Below are 14,816 nucleotides of genomic sequence, written 5' to 3' on the forward strand. Positions count from 1 at the left end.
CGAAAGTACGGCGTGACGATCCATCAAGTCAACGTTGCGTATGGTCATTTGCGCGAACATTGAGCAAAGGGTTCTGACGGCTCGCCGGTGCGGGGCCGCTCCCGATCGGCGGCCGCGCACCCGCGTGACCGGGCCCACCGGCCTCGCTCACGTCGCGCGAGGGGTGTGCCTTGCGGCGACGAGGCCGGCGATCACCCGCAGCCGCGCGAAGTACGCCGCGCAGTACTCCTCGCCGATCAGCGGGGCGACTTTGCCGAGGTCGGTGATGCACCGCCAGAGGGTCGCGATGCCCTCGCCGTCGAGCCGGCCGCGCAGCTCCCGCAGGACGACGGCGGCGAGGTCCGCGTCGAGGAGGACCAGCTCCACACCCCCGATGTGGACACCGCGGAAACTCGCCGGGAACGCCGCCCTCCGGTGCTCCTCCCACAGCCGGGCGAGCCGCTCGTCGGGGTGGGCGCCGCCCGGGCCCGCGAGCGACGCCGGCGGTGCGGCCGGCCGGGGGAGGAACAGGGCCACGGCGTCGAACACGGCACCCACCAGGGCGGCGGCCCGGCTCGGGGAGACGGCGGCACTCGTCACCTCGCCGCGGGTCAGCCGGTCGCGCAGGAGCAGGGCGTCCGCGAGTGCCCGGGCCGGTTCGGTGCCGACGAGACCCGTGCCGACGGCCCGTTCGACCAGCCCCCGCAGCGGCTCCTCGCCCGCCGCCCGGTGTTCGGCCGGTTGGTGCCCTGCTGGCTGGTGCTCGGCCGCCCGGTGCTCGGCCCGGTGCCCGCCCACCGGCGCGGCGAAGTGATCGGCCAGGGCCCGTTCCAGTGCGAGCAGCGCGTGTGTGACGGCGACGGTGCCGAACTCGTACCGGTAGTAGGAGTGCCGGATCAGCTCACGGGACGTCTCCAGCGCGCTCGCCACGTGCCGGGGCGCGCGGGCGGGCACGACGAGCCCGCCGACCACCTCCTGCATACCCGCGAAGTCGGGCGCGCAGCCCGACGAACGCGGGTCCGGCACGGGAACGGGGGGCGGTACGGGCAGCGTCGGCTCGGTGATCACCCGGTGGAGTCTCGCCCCTCCGAACCCCCCGTGGCCAGCCGTTTTCCACCGAGCAGGGTGGCGATGCCGGCGCAGAGCAGGTCCAGGCTGCGGGTGAACTGTTCGTCCTGGTCGTGGCCGGCCGCCGCCACCGTGCGGGGGAAGCGCCGGTGGAGGGCGGCGGCGTCCTCGGGGGTGACCGGGACGACGGGCGGGTCGCTCTGTTCCTGGAGCACATAGCCGGTGACGTGGCTGAGCAGGGTGTCGGCCGCGGTGCCGCAGTCCTCCGCGGGCACGCCGGCCTCGGCGAGGGTGCCGAGCAGACGCTCCATCAGTGCGAGTGCGCCCGGGCTGAGCGTCTTCGGGCTGCCGGCGAGCATGATCGCCCCGCCGGGGTGCCGGCGGATGCTCTGGCGCAGCGCCACCGCCTGCGCCCTGACCCGCGCCTGCCAGCCGGCCTGTCCGGGCAGTGCGGCGAGCGCGGCGGTGCCCGCCTCGTAGGCCTGCCGGGCCACCCGGTCGGCCATGAGCTGGAGCAGGGCGGCCCGGTTGGGCACGTGGTAGTAGAGGCTGCCGGCGTGCACGTCGAGCCGCTCCGCTACCTGACGCATGGACAGGCCGTGGTAGCCGGCGTCGGCGAACACGGCCATGCCGGCGTCGACGATCCGGTCTGCGGTCAGCTTCACAGGCGCAGTCTAGCGAGCGGGACCAGCGTTCGAACGGTGTTTGAAAATGCCGCTTGTCACGCTACTGTCATGATCGAAAAACGGGCGGTGCCCGCGTGCGGTGCTCCCGGGCGGTACTCGGGGCAGTGCTTGGGGGCGGGGCCCGGCAACGGGGACCGAAGGGGGAGCACGGCGATGGACGTTCTGCTGTTCAACGTGACCACGGCGGCACTGATGGTGCTGATCTTCAAGGGCGGGCTGGCCCTGGTCGGCCAGGGCACGCTGGGCCGGCGGCGGATCCCCTGGGCGGCGGTCGGCCTGACCGTGATCGCCCTCGCCGGGGTGGCGCTCCAGCTCTGCTGGTCGGGCGCGATGGGGGCGCTCGACGCGGACCCGGCGAAGTCCGGCTGGTGGCGGGTGGTCACCTCGGTCTTCATGCAGAACGGCGGCCTCGGCGGGGCGGCCTGGAACATCGCCACCCTGGCCGCCGTCGCGGCCTTCGCCGACTGGTTCTGGGGTGCGCCGCTGACGCTCGGGCTGTTCGCCGCGGGCATCCTGCTGCCGGAGCGGATCGACGCCCTGTGGGGCCAGACCTCCCACAGCACCGACCCCCGCAACTTCGCCGGCAGCTCGGGGGCCACCTACTTCCTCGGTGCGACGTTCGCCGCGGCCCTGTTCCTGCACGGCGGCACCGACGACGACGGCACCGGCCACCGGCCGGTCCGGACCGAGCGGCTGCTCGCGCTCGGCGTGCCGGTGCTCGGCCTGGCGATGTGGTTCGCCCAGGAGAACGGGCACGGCCTGGTCGCCGGCTACGGTTTCGTCCTCGGCGCACTCACCTGGGCCGCGTTCCGCACCCGCCTGCGCCCGGACCGCGACCTCCGGCAGCCGCCGCGCCTCACGGTCGGCTCGCTGACCGCACTCGCCGGCCGCCGGACCCGCAACGCCGGCTGACCGCAGGACGGCCCGCCGCCGTCGGCCGCCGCCCGGGGCAACGGGCGGCGGCAGCCCCTCAGTGTTCCTTGGCCCAGACAGGGATGTCGTCGATCGGGCCGCCCGGCCGGTCGCCGTTCAGGCCGAGGCAGAGGGTGACGATGCTGGACTTCCGCTCCTCCGTGTAGGAGCCGAAGACCCCGAGCCCCAGCACGGAGTCGCACGGGTGGGCGTGGGTGGCGTCCCGGAAGACCTGGATCACCTTGTACTCCGCCTCCGCCTTCGTGCAGTCGACGACCGTCATCCGCGACGAGGCGCTGGTGCCGAGCGCGTGCAGGCAGCTGCCCGCCGACGCGGCCGCCGGCTCCTCCTTGCTTGCCTGGGCGGCCACGAACAGCGCGGCCGCGCACCCCGCGACGAGGAGGAGCGGCCCCCACAGGCGCGAGCCGAACCGCCGGCCGCGCGACGGCCCGGCCTCCTCGGGGAGGTCGTCGTGGGCGGGTTCCTGGGTGGGGTCCTGGGCGGTGCGGTCGGCCGCGGCCGTCGGCTCGGAGGCGGCCGGGTGATCGTCGGCGGTCGGGTGCTGGTCGACGGTCAGGTGTTCGTCGGCGGTCGGGTAGTCGCCGACGGACGGGGACTGCGGGGTCGTCAAGGTGGTTCCTCGTTGATCGTTTGATCGGTGTGCCGCCGAAGACTAGCGGACGGACGAGGAAGGGGCCCGGGCGGCCGTGGCAACCGGCCGCCCGGGCCCCGACGGGAGGGCGCGAGGAGCTCAGCTCTTCGTGGCGAAGCTCTTGATCTCCTCGTAGCTCAGGCCGAGCTCGCTGAAGATCTGGATCTGTGCCTCGCTCAGGCCGAGCCCGGTGAGCTCCTTGGCCTGGGCAGCCGTCAGCGGCGCGCCGGCAGTGGGCGCGGGGCCTGCGCCGGGGCCGGCGCCGGGGCCTGCGCCGGGGCCTGCGCCGGGGCCTGCGTCCGGGGCGTCCTCGTCGTCACCCGCGCTCAGGAGGCCGAGCAGGGCGTTCTGCAGGTCCTGCTCGGTGAGCTTGACCGCGTCGGCGGGTACCTGAACGGTCGGGGCGGACTCGTTGAACGCGAGCTTCACCGGGAAGGCCGCGCCCGGGCCGGCCTTCGGCTCCAGCTGAGCGAAGTCGAAGGTGGCCGAGGAGAACCGGCCGCCCTTCAGGTACAGGTCGACACCGATGTTGCGGTTCGGCACGTCGGCCGGGGCGGTGGACGGCAGCTTGTCGAACTGCTCGGGGAACTTCGACGACAGCGGCTTGACGGCCTGCAGCACCCCGTCGACCAACTGGCGGGCTGGGGCGCTCATCAGGACGTGCTCGGCGCCGTCCTTCTTGTCCTTCGCCTCGAAGGTGACGGTGCGGGAGAGGACGTCCTTGAGCGAGTTGGTCAGCTGCTTGGCGGTGTCCGGGTCCAGCGAGGGCCGGCCGGACGGCGCGCCCGGCGCCGTCCCGTCGGTCTTCTTGGTCCCGTCGGTCTTCTTGGCCGACTCGGCGAGCTCCTGGAGGTCGAGGGAGACCCACTTGCCGGCGAGCGCGTCCTTGACCGACTTCAGCTCGGCGGGGAGGTCCGCCGCGGCCTTGTCCACCTCGGCCGGGTCCTCGCCGACCAGCTGCACCAGGCCCTTGGCATCCGCGCGCAGGTACGCCTTGGCGTCGACCTGGCGGTACTCCAGCAGCGCGGCGCCCTTCTTGTCGGCGAGCACGTAGGAAACCCGCAGCGACTTGTCCGGCGTCACGTTCCCGGAGCTGTCCGGACTTTGCAGGCTCTTGAGGGAGTCGAGCTCCTTGAGGGGCTTGTCGGAGGCCACCGCGACGGAGATGTTCAGCCCGGACAGGGCCTCGGCGGTCTTCCGCTCGATCTTGTCGCCGGTGGCGTCACCGAACGCGACGATCTGCTCGGGAGAGGCCTCCACGGAGACCGTGATGCCGGCGGACTTGCTGTCACCGAGCTTGTCGAAGGCCTTGGAAACCTTCTGAGCAGCGGAAAGCTGCTCGACGGTGCCGCAGGCGGCGAGGCCGGCAGCGAGCACGGAAGCGGTGACGACGACGGGTACAGTGCCGCGTGCGGCCCTGCGGACAACGGTGTTGATGGTATGTCTCCTGTACGAAACTGGGCCTGACATGCGGACAGGCCGAACCCCACCCCTGTGATGCGTGGAGCACCACAGCCACCACACATGTGATCACATAATAAACAAGAGAGTGCACGATTTTTCGCGCCGATCGTTCCGGTGCGAAGAACAGCACGGCGGCGCCGGTGAACCGAGCGGAGCACGCTCGGGTGGCCGCCGCCTACGGACCGCGGACGGACCGCCGGCGGACCGCCGCCCGAGGAGCCGTCGGGCGGCCCGGGGTGGGTGCGGCCGACCGCGGAGTCAGCCCCGGTGCGCGGCGAGGAGGGCTGCGGCGACGCGGCGGGCGCGCAGCGCGGGTTCGGCGGTGCCCTCGCGCACGGCGGTCACGATGGCGCCGTCCACGAGCAGGACGAGTTGTCCGGCGAGCTCGGTGTGGTCCTGGTGTCCGGCCTCGGCGAGCAGCACGTCGAGGTACTCGGTCACGGCGGCCTTGTGCGCGGCGGCGGCGTGATGGGCGGGGCTCTCCCGGTCGGCCGCCTCGACCATGGTGTTGATGAAGGCGCAGCCCCGGAAGTCCTGGCGGGCGAACCGCTGGGCGAGGGCGTCGAAGACTGCCAGCGGGCGCGCCTCGGGCGGCAGCATGCGGGCCTCGACGGATTCGCGCAGCCACTGGCGCCAGCGGTCGTCACGGCCCTGGAGCACGGCCACCACCAGGTCGTCCTTGCTCGCGAAGTGCCGGTAGAACGAGGCCCGGCCGACACCCGAGACGCTCAGGATGCGGTCCACGCCGACGGCGCGGATGCCTTCGGCGTAGAAGAGGTCCTCGGCGGTGCTGAGGAGTCGGGCGCGCGCCTGGGTTGCCATGGGGTGATGGTACCGATCGGTTCCGACTTTCGGGAAGTCCCTTGACGTCTAACGGAACCGATCGGTACCGTCCTGCCAACGGGAACGACCAGTACCGTCTCGGCGGACGGCCGAACTGGCCGAACTGGCCGGACCGACCGGACCGACCGGACGACGGACCGACCGATGGACGACGCAACGATGGAGGACGCCATGACGCGCATGCCGCAGCTGACGCCGGAGACTGCCGGGGTCGAGCAGCGCGACCTGCTGGAAGCGACCCGCCGGCAACTGGGCCGGGTGCCCAACCTCTACGCCTCGCTCGCCAACGGTCCCGCCGCCCTGCGTGGCTACCTGGCCCTGCGCGACTCGCTGGCCGGCGGCGTCCTCACCGAGCGGCTGCGCGAGCAGCTGGCCCTCCTGGTGGCACAGGAGAACGGCTGCACCTACTGCGTCTCCGCGCACACGCTGCGCGGCGGCCGGCTGCTGCGGATGACGGACGACGAGCTGCTGGCCACCCGCCGGGCCGAGGACGCCGACCCGCACGCCCGCGCCGTCCTGCGGGTCGCCGCGGCGGTGGTGCGCAGCCGCGGCCGGGTCGACGACGAGCTGCTGGACCGGGCCCGGCAGGACGGGGTAACCGACGCGGAGCTCGCCGAGATCGTGGCGCACGTCGCGCTCAACACGCTGTCCAACTACTTCAACCACCTCGCCGAGCCCGAGCTCGACTTTCCGGCCGTCGATCCGGCCGTCGATCCGGAGGCCCTGCCGGTGGCGGACGCCGGAGCCGTCCGGTGAACGCCCGGCTGCACTGGCAGGAGGACGCCGAGGTCGAGCTCGTTCCCGGCTACGCCCTCACCGATGCGGACGGTGCCCTGCGGGAGCGCCTGACCGGTGTCCGGTTCGCGATCGAGGGCGGATTCGTCCACGTCGCCGTTCCGGGTGCCGGCGCCGTCCAGGTGGTTTCGGCGCCGGCCGTCCGCCGCCTCGGCTACCCGGTCGCCGGCCCGGCGTCGGCGGCCGGCTGACCCACAGGCCCGGCGCGAAAGGGTTGGCGGCGCGGCCGGGGCCGGGCCCAGGTGGCCCGCCCCGGCCCCGCCGGGCCGTCGCCCGGGCGGTCTCAGTCCGCGGGGTGCCCGGGCCGGCCGGGCACCCAGAGCGGCACGGGGCCGCTGTGCAGCATGCAGCGGGCCGCCTCCTCCTCCAGCCACCGGCCGGCCCGCGCCGGGTCGCCGTCGCTCACCTCCACCAGTGCGGCGGCGGCGATCCGGGCGCAGCTCAGCAGCAGCGCGAGGGTGTCCTGGCGGCGATGGCGCTCGCGGACGTACACCTCGCAGCGTTCGGCGATGTGCCGGTCGTGGGAGTCCCCGGCCGCGTCGTCGTGATCCCCGTCACCGGCGACCACCTGGACGCCGTGCCAGACCAGGGCGAGCGCGGCGGGCTCGGGCGCATGCGCCACGTCCTCCAGGCGGGCCCGCTCCCGCGCCTCGGCCGACTGCCGGCCGAGCCACTCCAGCGCGGCCGGGGCGTCCTCGCCGCGGGCCTGGAGCACCAGCTCCGCCGCCCGGGCCACGACCGACCGCACGACCGCCCCCGCGGGCACCCGCATTCCCGGCGCCGTGGACTCGGCGAAGGCCAGCCACGTGTCCGCGAACGCGACCGCCCGCATCTGCCACACCCACCCCGGGACGCCGCCCGGCCGTGCACCGGACCCCTCGCCCAGGCACTCGTCCGTGGCCAGCCGGACCAGGCCCACGGCAGCGAGGTGCACCGCACCCGCGTCCAGCCCGACCGCACGCAGCCGTCGTCCACTCCTCAACCCGCACCCCCGTCAGCGGCCCTCACCTCTTGACGGGCACATCTCACCACATCGGGACGCGAACGAACCAGAGCAGGCCGCCGACGGAATCCGGGGAGCCACGCCGGCCGCCCCCTTCCGCCGGGCCGGCCCGCCCCTGCCCGGAGGCCGTGGCCCGGCCCGGGGGGTGTCCGGCGGGGCCTCTCCCGGCCTACCCCCGGGGGGTGTGGGACGTCGGGAGAAGCGGACCGCCGGCGGGCGCTCCGCAGGAGTCCGGCCCGACCCGGCCGCCCCGCCCGACCCGGCCACCCCCGGCCCGTCGCACCTCCGCCCCGTCCGCGCCTCACGGCGACCGCTGGGGCGAGCCGGACGTCACTGGCCGACCCGTCCGTCGATGCACTCGCGCAACAGGTCGGCGTGCCCGCAGTGCCGGGCGTACTCGTCGATCCGGTGCACCAGCAGCTCCCGCACCGCGACCCCGTCCTTCCCCAACCGCACACCCAGGTCCGGGTGCCCGGCCAGCGCGGCGTCGGTCGCGGCCTGCTCCCGCGCCAGATCGGCGAACGCGGCGTCGACTGCGGCCTGTTCGGCGACCACGTCGTCGAAGTCCGCGTCCCGCTTGCCGTAGAGCTTCGGCAGCGGATCGCCGTCGGTGATCCAGTTGCGCCAGTCCCGCTCCACCTCGGCGAGGTGCCGGACGAGGCCGAGCAGCGACATCGTCGACGGCGGCACCGACCGGCGGGCCAGTTGCTCCGCGTCCAGGCCCTCGCACTTCATCCGCAGGGTCAGGCGGTAGTTCGTCAGGAAGTCCTGAAGCGTCGCCAGTTCGCCGTCGGGGCTGACCCCTTCGCTGTTGCGGGGGTCGTCGTCCGGGTCGAGCCACATGTCGGGGTAGACGGTCGCCCGGGTCCATCGGTCAGGTTGATCACTCATGCTGCCATGGTCGGTCGTGCGGACCGAGCCCGCCAGCGAGTTTCCCGGCGACCGCCGCCCCCTTGCCGCGGAGGCCCAGGAGGGCGCCGGGCGCGCTCCGGCCCTGCACGCGCACGTTGACGCTCCGCCCGCCGAGGCCGGGGCCGTCGGTGAGGTGGATCACGTCGAGCCAACCGCCCGCTTGCATGGCGACGTCCTTGTCGGAGGTGGTCCCGCCCCGCGGCATCGTCCCGCGGCGCACCGACAGCATCGGTGGCCGGGGGCCGCGGGGTGTTCCGGGAGACCGGACAGGGATCGGGCAGGGATTGGACAGGGGGCGAATGCGGCGGATGTTCTGGTGTTGTGAACCATTGGGACGGTTCCGACCGTTTCTTCTATTCCCGACCTGTTCGTCGACCTGTTCGTCGACCTGTTTGTCGCTCTGTCTGTCGACCCGTCCGTCGATCGGGTCCTGTTCGAGGAGTTGCCGCACCGTTATGTCCAGGAGTTACCGGACCACCACGTCCGAACGAGTTCTGCCCCCTGTCCGGCCGGTCACCGGCGGCCGGCACCGCCGGGCCGCGATACGCGGTGCCTCCCTCCGGCGGACGGTGTGAAGGCCCGGGCCCGGACGTGGCGGGCGGGGTACGGGGTGGTTGCGGCGGTCGTGGTCGCCGCGGTGACGGCCGGTCTGGTGTGGTGGAGCCCGTGGAAGGCCGAACCGCCGAAGCCGTTGGCGTTCACGACGGCCGCCGGCGGCTCCGCCCGCTTCGGCACCGGTGAGCAGCTCTACCGCTACAAGGTGCGGGCGGAGGACGGACTCAAGGAGAGCCCCGGGCAGTTCGCGGCCGAGGTGGACGCGGTGCTCGGGAACGTGCAGCGCGGCTGGGCCGCCGGAGGGGCGTGGTCGTTCCAGCGCGTCGCCGAGGACCCGGTGGACTTCACCGTCTACCTGGCCACCCCGGCGTCCACGGACCGGATCTGCGGCCAGTACGGGCTGGAGACGGGCGGCTGGGTGAACTGTTCCGCCGGGAAACAGGTCGTCATCAACCTCAAGCGCTGGGTCGAGCTGTCGGAGTTCTACGTCGGCCGGCCGGAGCTCTACCACGCGCTCGCCCTCAACCACGAGGTCGGCCACTTCCTCGGACACGGTCACGTCGAGTGCCCGGGCCCGGGGGCACCGGCGCCGGTGATGATGCAGCAGATCAAGGGACTGCACGGCTGCGTGCCGAACGGCTGGCCGTACGCCGACGACGGCACCCTGCTCACCGGCCCACCGGTCGTGACACCCACGCCCTCGCCCACAGCGACCCCCTGACCCCTGCTCGCCTTCGGCCCCCCGAGGCGGGCCGGCCCACCGGGCCGACCCGCCCCGGGCAGGTGTGACCCGCATCCGCCGGGGCAGGTGCGGCCGCGTGCCGGCTCGCACGGGCGTTACGTCCGCCCGGATCGGGGCAGACGGCCCACCGTGCCCGGGCCGTCCGGCCGGAGCACGACACGCCTACGAGAGGACCGGCCCGTGCACTGGTGGAGCGTGATCCGACCGCTGGCCGTGGTGGCGGCGACAGCCGGTGCTGCTCTCCTGTTCGACCGCGTCGCCGAGGTGCTCGTCCGCCGGGCCGCGGCCCGGCGCCCCGACAACCCGGCCTGGGCGCTGCTCCGCCGGTGCCGGCCACCGTTCCTGCTGGCCCTCGGATCGGCCCTGCTGCTGGGCGTCGAGCCCGGGATCGGCCTCTCCGGCGACTGGCGCGAGCCCGCCCGGCACCTGGTCGTCCTGCTGGCCATCGGGGGGTCGGCCTGGCTGGGCTCGCGGGTCGCGGCGCTGCTCATCGACACCTCGTTCAACAGCTACGCCACCCGGCCGCGCGATCCCGCCCGGGTCCGGCGGGCGCGTACCCAGACCGGCATGCTGCGCCGGGTGACCAGCGCGGCGATCGCCGTGATGGCCCTGGCCGCGATGCTGATGACCTTCCCCGGCGTGCGGACGGTCGGCGCCAGCCTGCTGGCATCGGCCGGCCTGATCGGCCTGGTGGCGGGCGTGGCCGCGCAGAGCACCCTGGCCAACCTGTTCGCCGGGATCCAGCTGGCGTTCGGCGACATGGTCCGGATCGGCGACAACGTGGTGGTGGCGGGGGACTGGGGCACCGTCGAGGAGATCACCCTGACCTACGTCGTCATCGCCACCTGGGACCAGCGGCGCATCGTCATGCCCGTCTCCTACTTCGCCGGCAAGCCGTTCGAGAACTGGTCCCGCAACGACCCGAGCATGACCGGCACCGCCCTCCTCCACCTGGACCACAGCACCCCCGTCGCCGAGCTGCGCAAGGAGTTCGAGGAACGGCTGCGTCGCACCGAGCTCTGGGACGGCAAGGGCTGCGCCCTCCAGGTGGTCGACACCACGCCGACCACGATCGTGGTCCGGGCGCTGATGACCGCCCGCGACGCCTCCGACGCCTTCGACCTGCGGTGCTGGGTCCGCGAGGAGCTCATCGGCTACCTCCGGGCGGAACACCCGTACGCGCTGCCCAGGGTCGCCGTCACCGGCCTGCCCGACGATCCCGGCACCGTGCCCGCGTCGCCGTCCGCCCCCGTCTGAGCAGCCGGGGACACCCGCGGCCCCCCGCGGATCGTCCCGGAGCGCGAGCCGTACGGCGGCTTCCACCCGGACGTCCTCCTCCGGATCGGCGAGGCGGGCGGCGAGGGCGTCCCGGAGCCGGTCGGAGCCGTCACACGGGGGCACCGGCCGGAAAGGAGGTGCCCGGTGCCCCGAGGCCTGAGAGGCTGCGCTGCATGGACGTTCATCTGGAGCCCTGGTCGGAGTCCGCGCTCGGCCTGCTGCGGAGCATCAACACCCCGCAGATGCGCCACCACGTCGGCGGCCCCGAGTCGGAGGAGCAGCTGCTCGCCCGGCACCGCCGTTACCTCGCACTGCCGGAGACCGGCCGCGGCTGCATGTTCGCCGTTCTGCTCGGCGCCGAGCCGGTCGGCAGCATCGCCTACCACCGGCGGGACTGGCAGGGGGAGGAGATCTACGAGACCGGCTGGAACGTCCTCCCGCCCCACCAGGGCCGGGGCATCGCCGCCGCTGCCGGCGCCGCCCTGATCGCTGTCGTGCGGTCGGCCGCCCGCCGGGCCGGCGCCCCCAGCGGCCTGCACGCCTTTCCCTCGGTGCAGAACGCCCCCTCGAACGCCCTCTGCCACCGCCTCGGCTTCACGCTCCGCGGCGCCTGCGACTTCGAGTACCCGGCCGGCAGCGGTGCCGTGATGCGCAGCAACGACTGGCGCCTCGACCTCTCCGACCTCTCCGCCAGGTCCGACCGCACCCCGTCGAGCCGGGGGCGAGGGGGCGGCCCGTCGATGAGCTGACGCTGCCGACCCGCGGGGGAGCCGTCCCGCCGCCGGGCGGTTGCTCCGTCCGGCTGGCGGGCGGGTGTGGTGCGCCCGTCGGCCGTGCGCACGTGGCTAGGGTCGGGTGGTCCGTGCAGCCCTACGTCGGGAGAGCGATGCCGAGGGTCCGCCGCTTCCGCTCCCGGTGGCTGAGCGCCGTGGCCGGCCTCTGTGTGGTCGTCGGCGGGACGGCGGGCTGCGGGAGCGGCGCGCAGACCGGGCCGGTCACGCTGAACTGGTACAACTTCCCCGACGACTCCGGCGCGCTGCAGGAGGCCGCCGACCGCTGCGGCGGGCAGTCCGGCGGCCGGTACCGCATCGCGTACAACAAGCTGCCGCGCGGCGCCGACGGTCAGCGCCAGCAGCTCGTGCGCCGGATGGCCGCGCACGACGCGGGCGTGGACATCCTGGGCCTGGACGTCACCTGGCCGGCGGAGTTCGCCCAGGCCGGGTGGATCCGGGAGTGGACCGGACCGGTGAAGGAGCGGGCGACGGCCGACACGCTCGACGCGGCGGTCCGGACCGCGACCTGGCAGCAGCGCCTCTACGCGGCACCGTACAACTCGAACACCCAACTCCTCTGGTACCGGGACGACCTGGTGCCGGCCCCGCCCCGGACGTGGACGGAGATGCTCTCCCAGGCCGATGCGCTGGCGAAGCAGGGCAAGCCGCACTACGTCGAGATCCAGGGCGCCCAGTACGAGGGGCTGACAGTCTGGTTCAACACCCTGGTCACCAGTGCCGGGGGGTCCATCCTCACCCCGGACGCCAAGGCCCCCTCGCTCGGCCCGCCCGCCGTCGCGGCCGCCGCGGTGATGCACGACACGGCCGTGTCGGCGGCCGCGGATCCCTCCCTGCCCAACCAGATGGAGGACCAGAACCGGCTGGCGATGGAGTCCGGCACGGCCGCCTTCGAGCTCAACTACCCCTTCGTCTACCCGTCGATGAAGGCCAACCGGCCCGACCTGTTCCCGCACTTCCGCTGGGCGCCCTACCCCGGCGTCCTGCCCGACCGGCCGGCCACCGTCACGATCGGCGGGATCGACCTCGCCGTGGGCGCCTACAGCCACCACCCGGACCTCGCCTTCGAGGCCACCCTGTGCCTGCGGGACCGCGAGAACCAGCTCACCAACGCACTCCGGGGCGGACTGCCGCCGTCCCTGCGCAGCCTCTACGGCGCGGCCGAGCTGACCGCCAGCTACCCGTTCGCCGCGGACGTGCTGGCGGCCCTCGACACCGCGAGCGTGCGGCCGCAGACCCCCGCCTACCAGAACGTGTCCATCGCCATCGCGCACGCCCTCTCGCCGCCCGCCGACATCCGGCCGCAGAGCACCGTGGCCGGCCTCCGCGGGCAGATCGAGGACGCGCTCGGCTCCAAGGGGCTGATCCCGTGAGACCGTCCACCGCGCCCGGCGGCACCGCCGGGCGGAAGACCGCGGAGCTGTCCGAGGGGGCCCGGCAGGAACGCCGGCTGGGCCTGCTGCTCTGCGCGCCGGCCGCCTTCGTCATGGCGGCCGTCACCGCCTACCCCGTGGCCTACGCCGTCTACCTCTCGCTGCAGCGCTACGACCTGAGGTTCCCCCAGGACGCCCACTGGGTGGGGCTCGCCAACTACGGCGCGGTGCTCACCTCGCCGTTCTGGTGGCAGGCGCTCTGGGTCACCGTGCTGATCACCGTGGTGTCGGTGGCGGTCGAGCTGGTCCTCGGGATGGCGCTGGCCCTGGTCATGCACCGGGCGGTCTTCGGGCGCGGCGCCGTCCGCACGGCCGTCCTGATCCCCTACGGCATCGTGACGGTGGTCGCCGCCTACTCGTGGCAGTACGCCTGGACGCCGGGCGTGGGCTACCTCGCCGCCCTGCTGCCGGAGGGGAGCGCCCCGCTGACGGACCAGTGGCAGGCGATCGGCCTGATCATCCTGGCCGAGGTGTGGAAGACGACGCCCTTCATGGCCCTGCTGCTGCTGGCCGGCCTCGCCCTGGTGCCCCAGGAGACCGTCCGGGCGGCGATGGTGGACGGCGCGACGTTCGCCCAGCGGATGCGGCTGGTGGTCCTCCCGCTGATGAAGCCGGCGATCCTGGTCGCACTGCTCTTCCGCACCCTGGACGCCTTCCGGATCTTCGACAACATCTACGTGCTGACCGGGGGCTCCAACGACACCGGATCGGTCTCGATCCTCGGCTACGACAACCTCTTCACCGCCCTCAACCTGGGCATCGGATCGGCGATCTCGGTGCTGGTCTTCCTCTGCGTGGCGATCATCTCCTTCGTCTTCATCAGGGTCTTCGGCGCCGCGGCGCCGGGCGGCGAACCGGAGCGCCGATGAGCGGCCGGTCCCGCGCGCTGACCGGCTGGGGCCTCGCCAACCTGGTCGTCGTCCTCTACGCGCTCTTCCCGGTCTGGTGGATCGTGGCGCTCTCCTTCAAGGCGCCGAGCACCCTCGACGACGGCGACTTCGTCCCGCGCGTGTGGACGTGGGAGAACTACCGGGGGATCTTCCGGACCTCGGAGTTCACCCGCGCCCTGATCAACTCGATCGGGATCTCGGTGATCGCCACCACCATCGCCGTGGTGCTCGGCACCATGGCGGCCTACGCGGTGGCGAGGCTGCGGTTCCCCGGCAAGCGGCTGCTGATCGGGGTGTCGCTCCTGATCGCGATGTTCCCGCCGATCTCGCTCGTCTCACCGCTGTTCACCATCGAACGGGCGCTCGGGATCTTCGACACCTGGGCCGGTCTGATCATCCCCTACATGACCTTCTCGCTCCCCCTCGCGATCTACACGCTGTCCGCCTTCTTCCGCGAGATCCCCTGGGACTTGGAGAAGGCGGCGAAGGTGGACGGCGCCACACCGTGGCAGGCCTTCCGGCTGGTCATCGCGCCGCTGGCCGCGCCGGGCGTGTTCACCACCGGCATCCTCGTCTTCATCTTCTGCTGGAACGACTTCCTGTTCGCCATCTCGCTGACCTCGACCACCTCGGCCAGGACGGTGCCGGCGGCGATCGCCTTCTTCACCGGGAGCTCGCAGTTCCAGCAGCCCACCGGCTCCATCGCCGCGGCCGCCGTCGTCATCACCGTCCCGATCGTGATCTTCGTCCTGCTGTTCCAGCGCCGTATCGTCGCCGGTCTCACCGCCGGCGCAGTCAAGGGATGAGACCGCC

At 73.3% G+C, this 14,816-nt stretch carries 18 protein-coding genes; 9 read left to right on the forward strand and 9 right to left on the reverse strand.

What is annotated here, in order from left to right:
- Positions 1 to 147: 147 nt before the first annotated feature.
- Together OH807_RS39680 and OH807_RS39685 are read right to left on the reverse strand one after the other, a co-directional pair.
- Positions 148 to 1,047 carry a hypothetical protein gene (locus OH807_RS39680; protein WP_406209863.1) on the reverse strand — a complete coding sequence of 300 codons (900 nt, stop codon included), beginning with the start codon at positions 1,045 to 1,047 and terminating at the stop codon, positions 148 to 150.
- A complete protein-coding gene (locus tag OH807_RS39685) occupies positions 1,044 to 1,712 on the reverse strand; it encodes a TetR/AcrR family transcriptional regulator (protein WP_406209865.1) in 669 nt (222 codons plus the stop codon). Before OH807_RS39685 ends, OH807_RS39680 begins: the two co-directional genes overlap by 4 nt.
- Before the next feature lie 174 nt (positions 1,713 to 1,886).
- On the opposite strand from OH807_RS39685, the gene OH807_RS39690 reads away from it, so the two are divergent.
- A complete protein-coding gene (locus OH807_RS39690; protein WP_406209868.1) occupies positions 1,887 to 2,645 on the forward strand; it encodes a hypothetical protein in 759 nt (252 codons plus the stop codon).
- A 58-nt stretch (positions 2,646 to 2,703) separates the two neighbouring features.
- On the opposite strand, the gene OH807_RS39695 is transcribed toward OH807_RS39690, so the two are convergent.
- From OH807_RS39695 to OH807_RS39710, 4 genes are all read right to left on the reverse strand, one after another.
- Positions 2,704 to 3,276 (reverse strand): hypothetical protein, encoded by a 573-nt coding sequence (locus OH807_RS39695; RefSeq protein ID WP_406209871.1) that lies wholly within the window; start codon positions 3,274 to 3,276, stop codon positions 2,704 to 2,706.
- Positions 3,277 to 3,396: 120 nt separating this feature from the next.
- Complete coding sequence (locus OH807_RS39700) at positions 3,397 to 4,674, reverse strand: hypothetical protein (RefSeq protein WP_406209874.1); 1,278 nt, start codon at positions 4,672 to 4,674, stop codon at positions 3,397 to 3,399.
- Positions 4,586 to 4,891, reverse strand: coding sequence for a DUF4017 family protein (locus OH807_RS39705; protein WP_406209877.1), 306 nt, complete (start codon positions 4,889 to 4,891; stop codon positions 4,586 to 4,588). The genes OH807_RS39700 and OH807_RS39705 overlap by 89 nt, the downstream gene beginning before the upstream one ends.
- A gap of 128 nt (positions 4,892 to 5,019) precedes the next feature.
- On the reverse strand, positions 5,020 to 5,583 hold the full coding sequence (locus OH807_RS39710) for a TetR/AcrR family transcriptional regulator (RefSeq protein ID WP_406209880.1): 564 nt from the start codon (positions 5,581 to 5,583) through the stop codon (positions 5,020 to 5,022).
- Positions 5,584 to 5,748: 165 nt separating this feature from the next.
- Here OH807_RS39710 and OH807_RS39715 point away from each other — a divergent pair, with 165 nt between their 5' ends.
- Positions 5,749 to 6,360 (forward strand): carboxymuconolactone decarboxylase family protein, encoded by a 612-nt coding sequence (locus OH807_RS39715; RefSeq protein ID WP_406209883.1) that lies wholly within the window; start codon positions 5,749 to 5,751, stop codon positions 6,358 to 6,360.
- Positions 6,357 to 6,590: a hypothetical protein gene (locus OH807_RS39720; protein WP_406209886.1), complete on the forward strand. Its 234-nt coding sequence runs from the start codon at positions 6,357 to 6,359 to the stop codon at positions 6,588 to 6,590. Before OH807_RS39715 ends, OH807_RS39720 begins: the two co-directional genes overlap by 4 nt.
- A 92-nt stretch (positions 6,591 to 6,682) precedes the next feature.
- On the opposite strand, the gene OH807_RS39725 is transcribed toward OH807_RS39720, so the two are convergent.
- From OH807_RS39725 to OH807_RS39735, 3 genes are all read right to left on the reverse strand, one after another.
- Entirely contained in the window at positions 6,683 to 7,381 is a 699-nt protein-coding gene (locus tag OH807_RS39725) for a hypothetical protein (protein WP_406209889.1), read from the reverse strand.
- Positions 7,382 to 7,732: 351 nt separating this feature from the next.
- Positions 7,733 to 8,293 (reverse strand): DinB family protein, encoded by a 561-nt coding sequence (locus tag OH807_RS39730; protein ID WP_406209891.1) that lies wholly within the window; start codon positions 8,291 to 8,293, stop codon positions 7,733 to 7,735.
- Positions 8,286 to 8,765, reverse strand: a complete 480-nt coding sequence (locus OH807_RS39735) for a hypothetical protein (RefSeq protein ID WP_406209892.1) — start codon at positions 8,763 to 8,765, stop codon at positions 8,286 to 8,288. Before OH807_RS39735 ends, OH807_RS39730 begins: the two co-directional genes overlap by 8 nt.
- Before the next feature lie 159 nt (positions 8,766 to 8,924).
- On the opposite strand from OH807_RS39735, the gene OH807_RS39740 reads away from it, so the two are divergent.
- The 6 genes from OH807_RS39740 to OH807_RS39765 all read left to right on the forward strand — a co-directional run bounded on the left by OH807_RS39740 (position 8,925) and on the right by OH807_RS39765 (position 14,809).
- Positions 8,925 to 9,590 carry a DUF3152 domain-containing protein gene (locus tag OH807_RS39740; protein WP_406209895.1) on the forward strand — a complete coding sequence of 222 codons (666 nt, stop codon included), beginning with the start codon at positions 8,925 to 8,927 and terminating at the stop codon, positions 9,588 to 9,590.
- Between the two features lie 216 nt (positions 9,591 to 9,806).
- Positions 9,807 to 10,868, forward strand: coding sequence for a mechanosensitive ion channel family protein (locus OH807_RS39745; protein ID WP_406209898.1), 1,062 nt, complete (start codon positions 9,807 to 9,809; stop codon positions 10,866 to 10,868).
- 194 nt (positions 10,869 to 11,062) lie between these two features.
- On the forward strand, positions 11,063 to 11,638 hold the full coding sequence (locus tag OH807_RS39750) for a GNAT family N-acetyltransferase (protein WP_406209901.1): 576 nt from the start codon (positions 11,063 to 11,065) through the stop codon (positions 11,636 to 11,638).
- A 137-nt stretch (positions 11,639 to 11,775) separates the two neighbouring features.
- Entirely contained in the window at positions 11,776 to 13,053 is a 1,278-nt protein-coding gene (locus tag OH807_RS39755; protein ID WP_406209903.1) for an ABC transporter substrate-binding protein, read from the forward strand.
- A complete protein-coding gene (locus OH807_RS39760; RefSeq protein ID WP_406209906.1) occupies positions 13,050 to 13,982 on the forward strand; it encodes a carbohydrate ABC transporter permease in 933 nt (310 codons plus the stop codon). Before OH807_RS39755 ends, OH807_RS39760 begins: the two co-directional genes overlap by 4 nt.
- Entirely contained in the window at positions 13,979 to 14,809 is an 831-nt protein-coding gene (locus tag OH807_RS39765) for a carbohydrate ABC transporter permease (protein ID WP_406209909.1), read from the forward strand. Before OH807_RS39760 ends, OH807_RS39765 begins: the two co-directional genes overlap by 4 nt.
- Positions 14,810 to 14,816: the final 7 nt, after the last annotated feature.

It is taken from the genome of Kitasatospora sp. NBC_01560, assembly GCF_045208415.1.
Taxonomy (GTDB): domain Bacteria; phylum Actinomycetota; class Actinomycetes; order Streptomycetales; family Streptomycetaceae; genus Kitasatospora.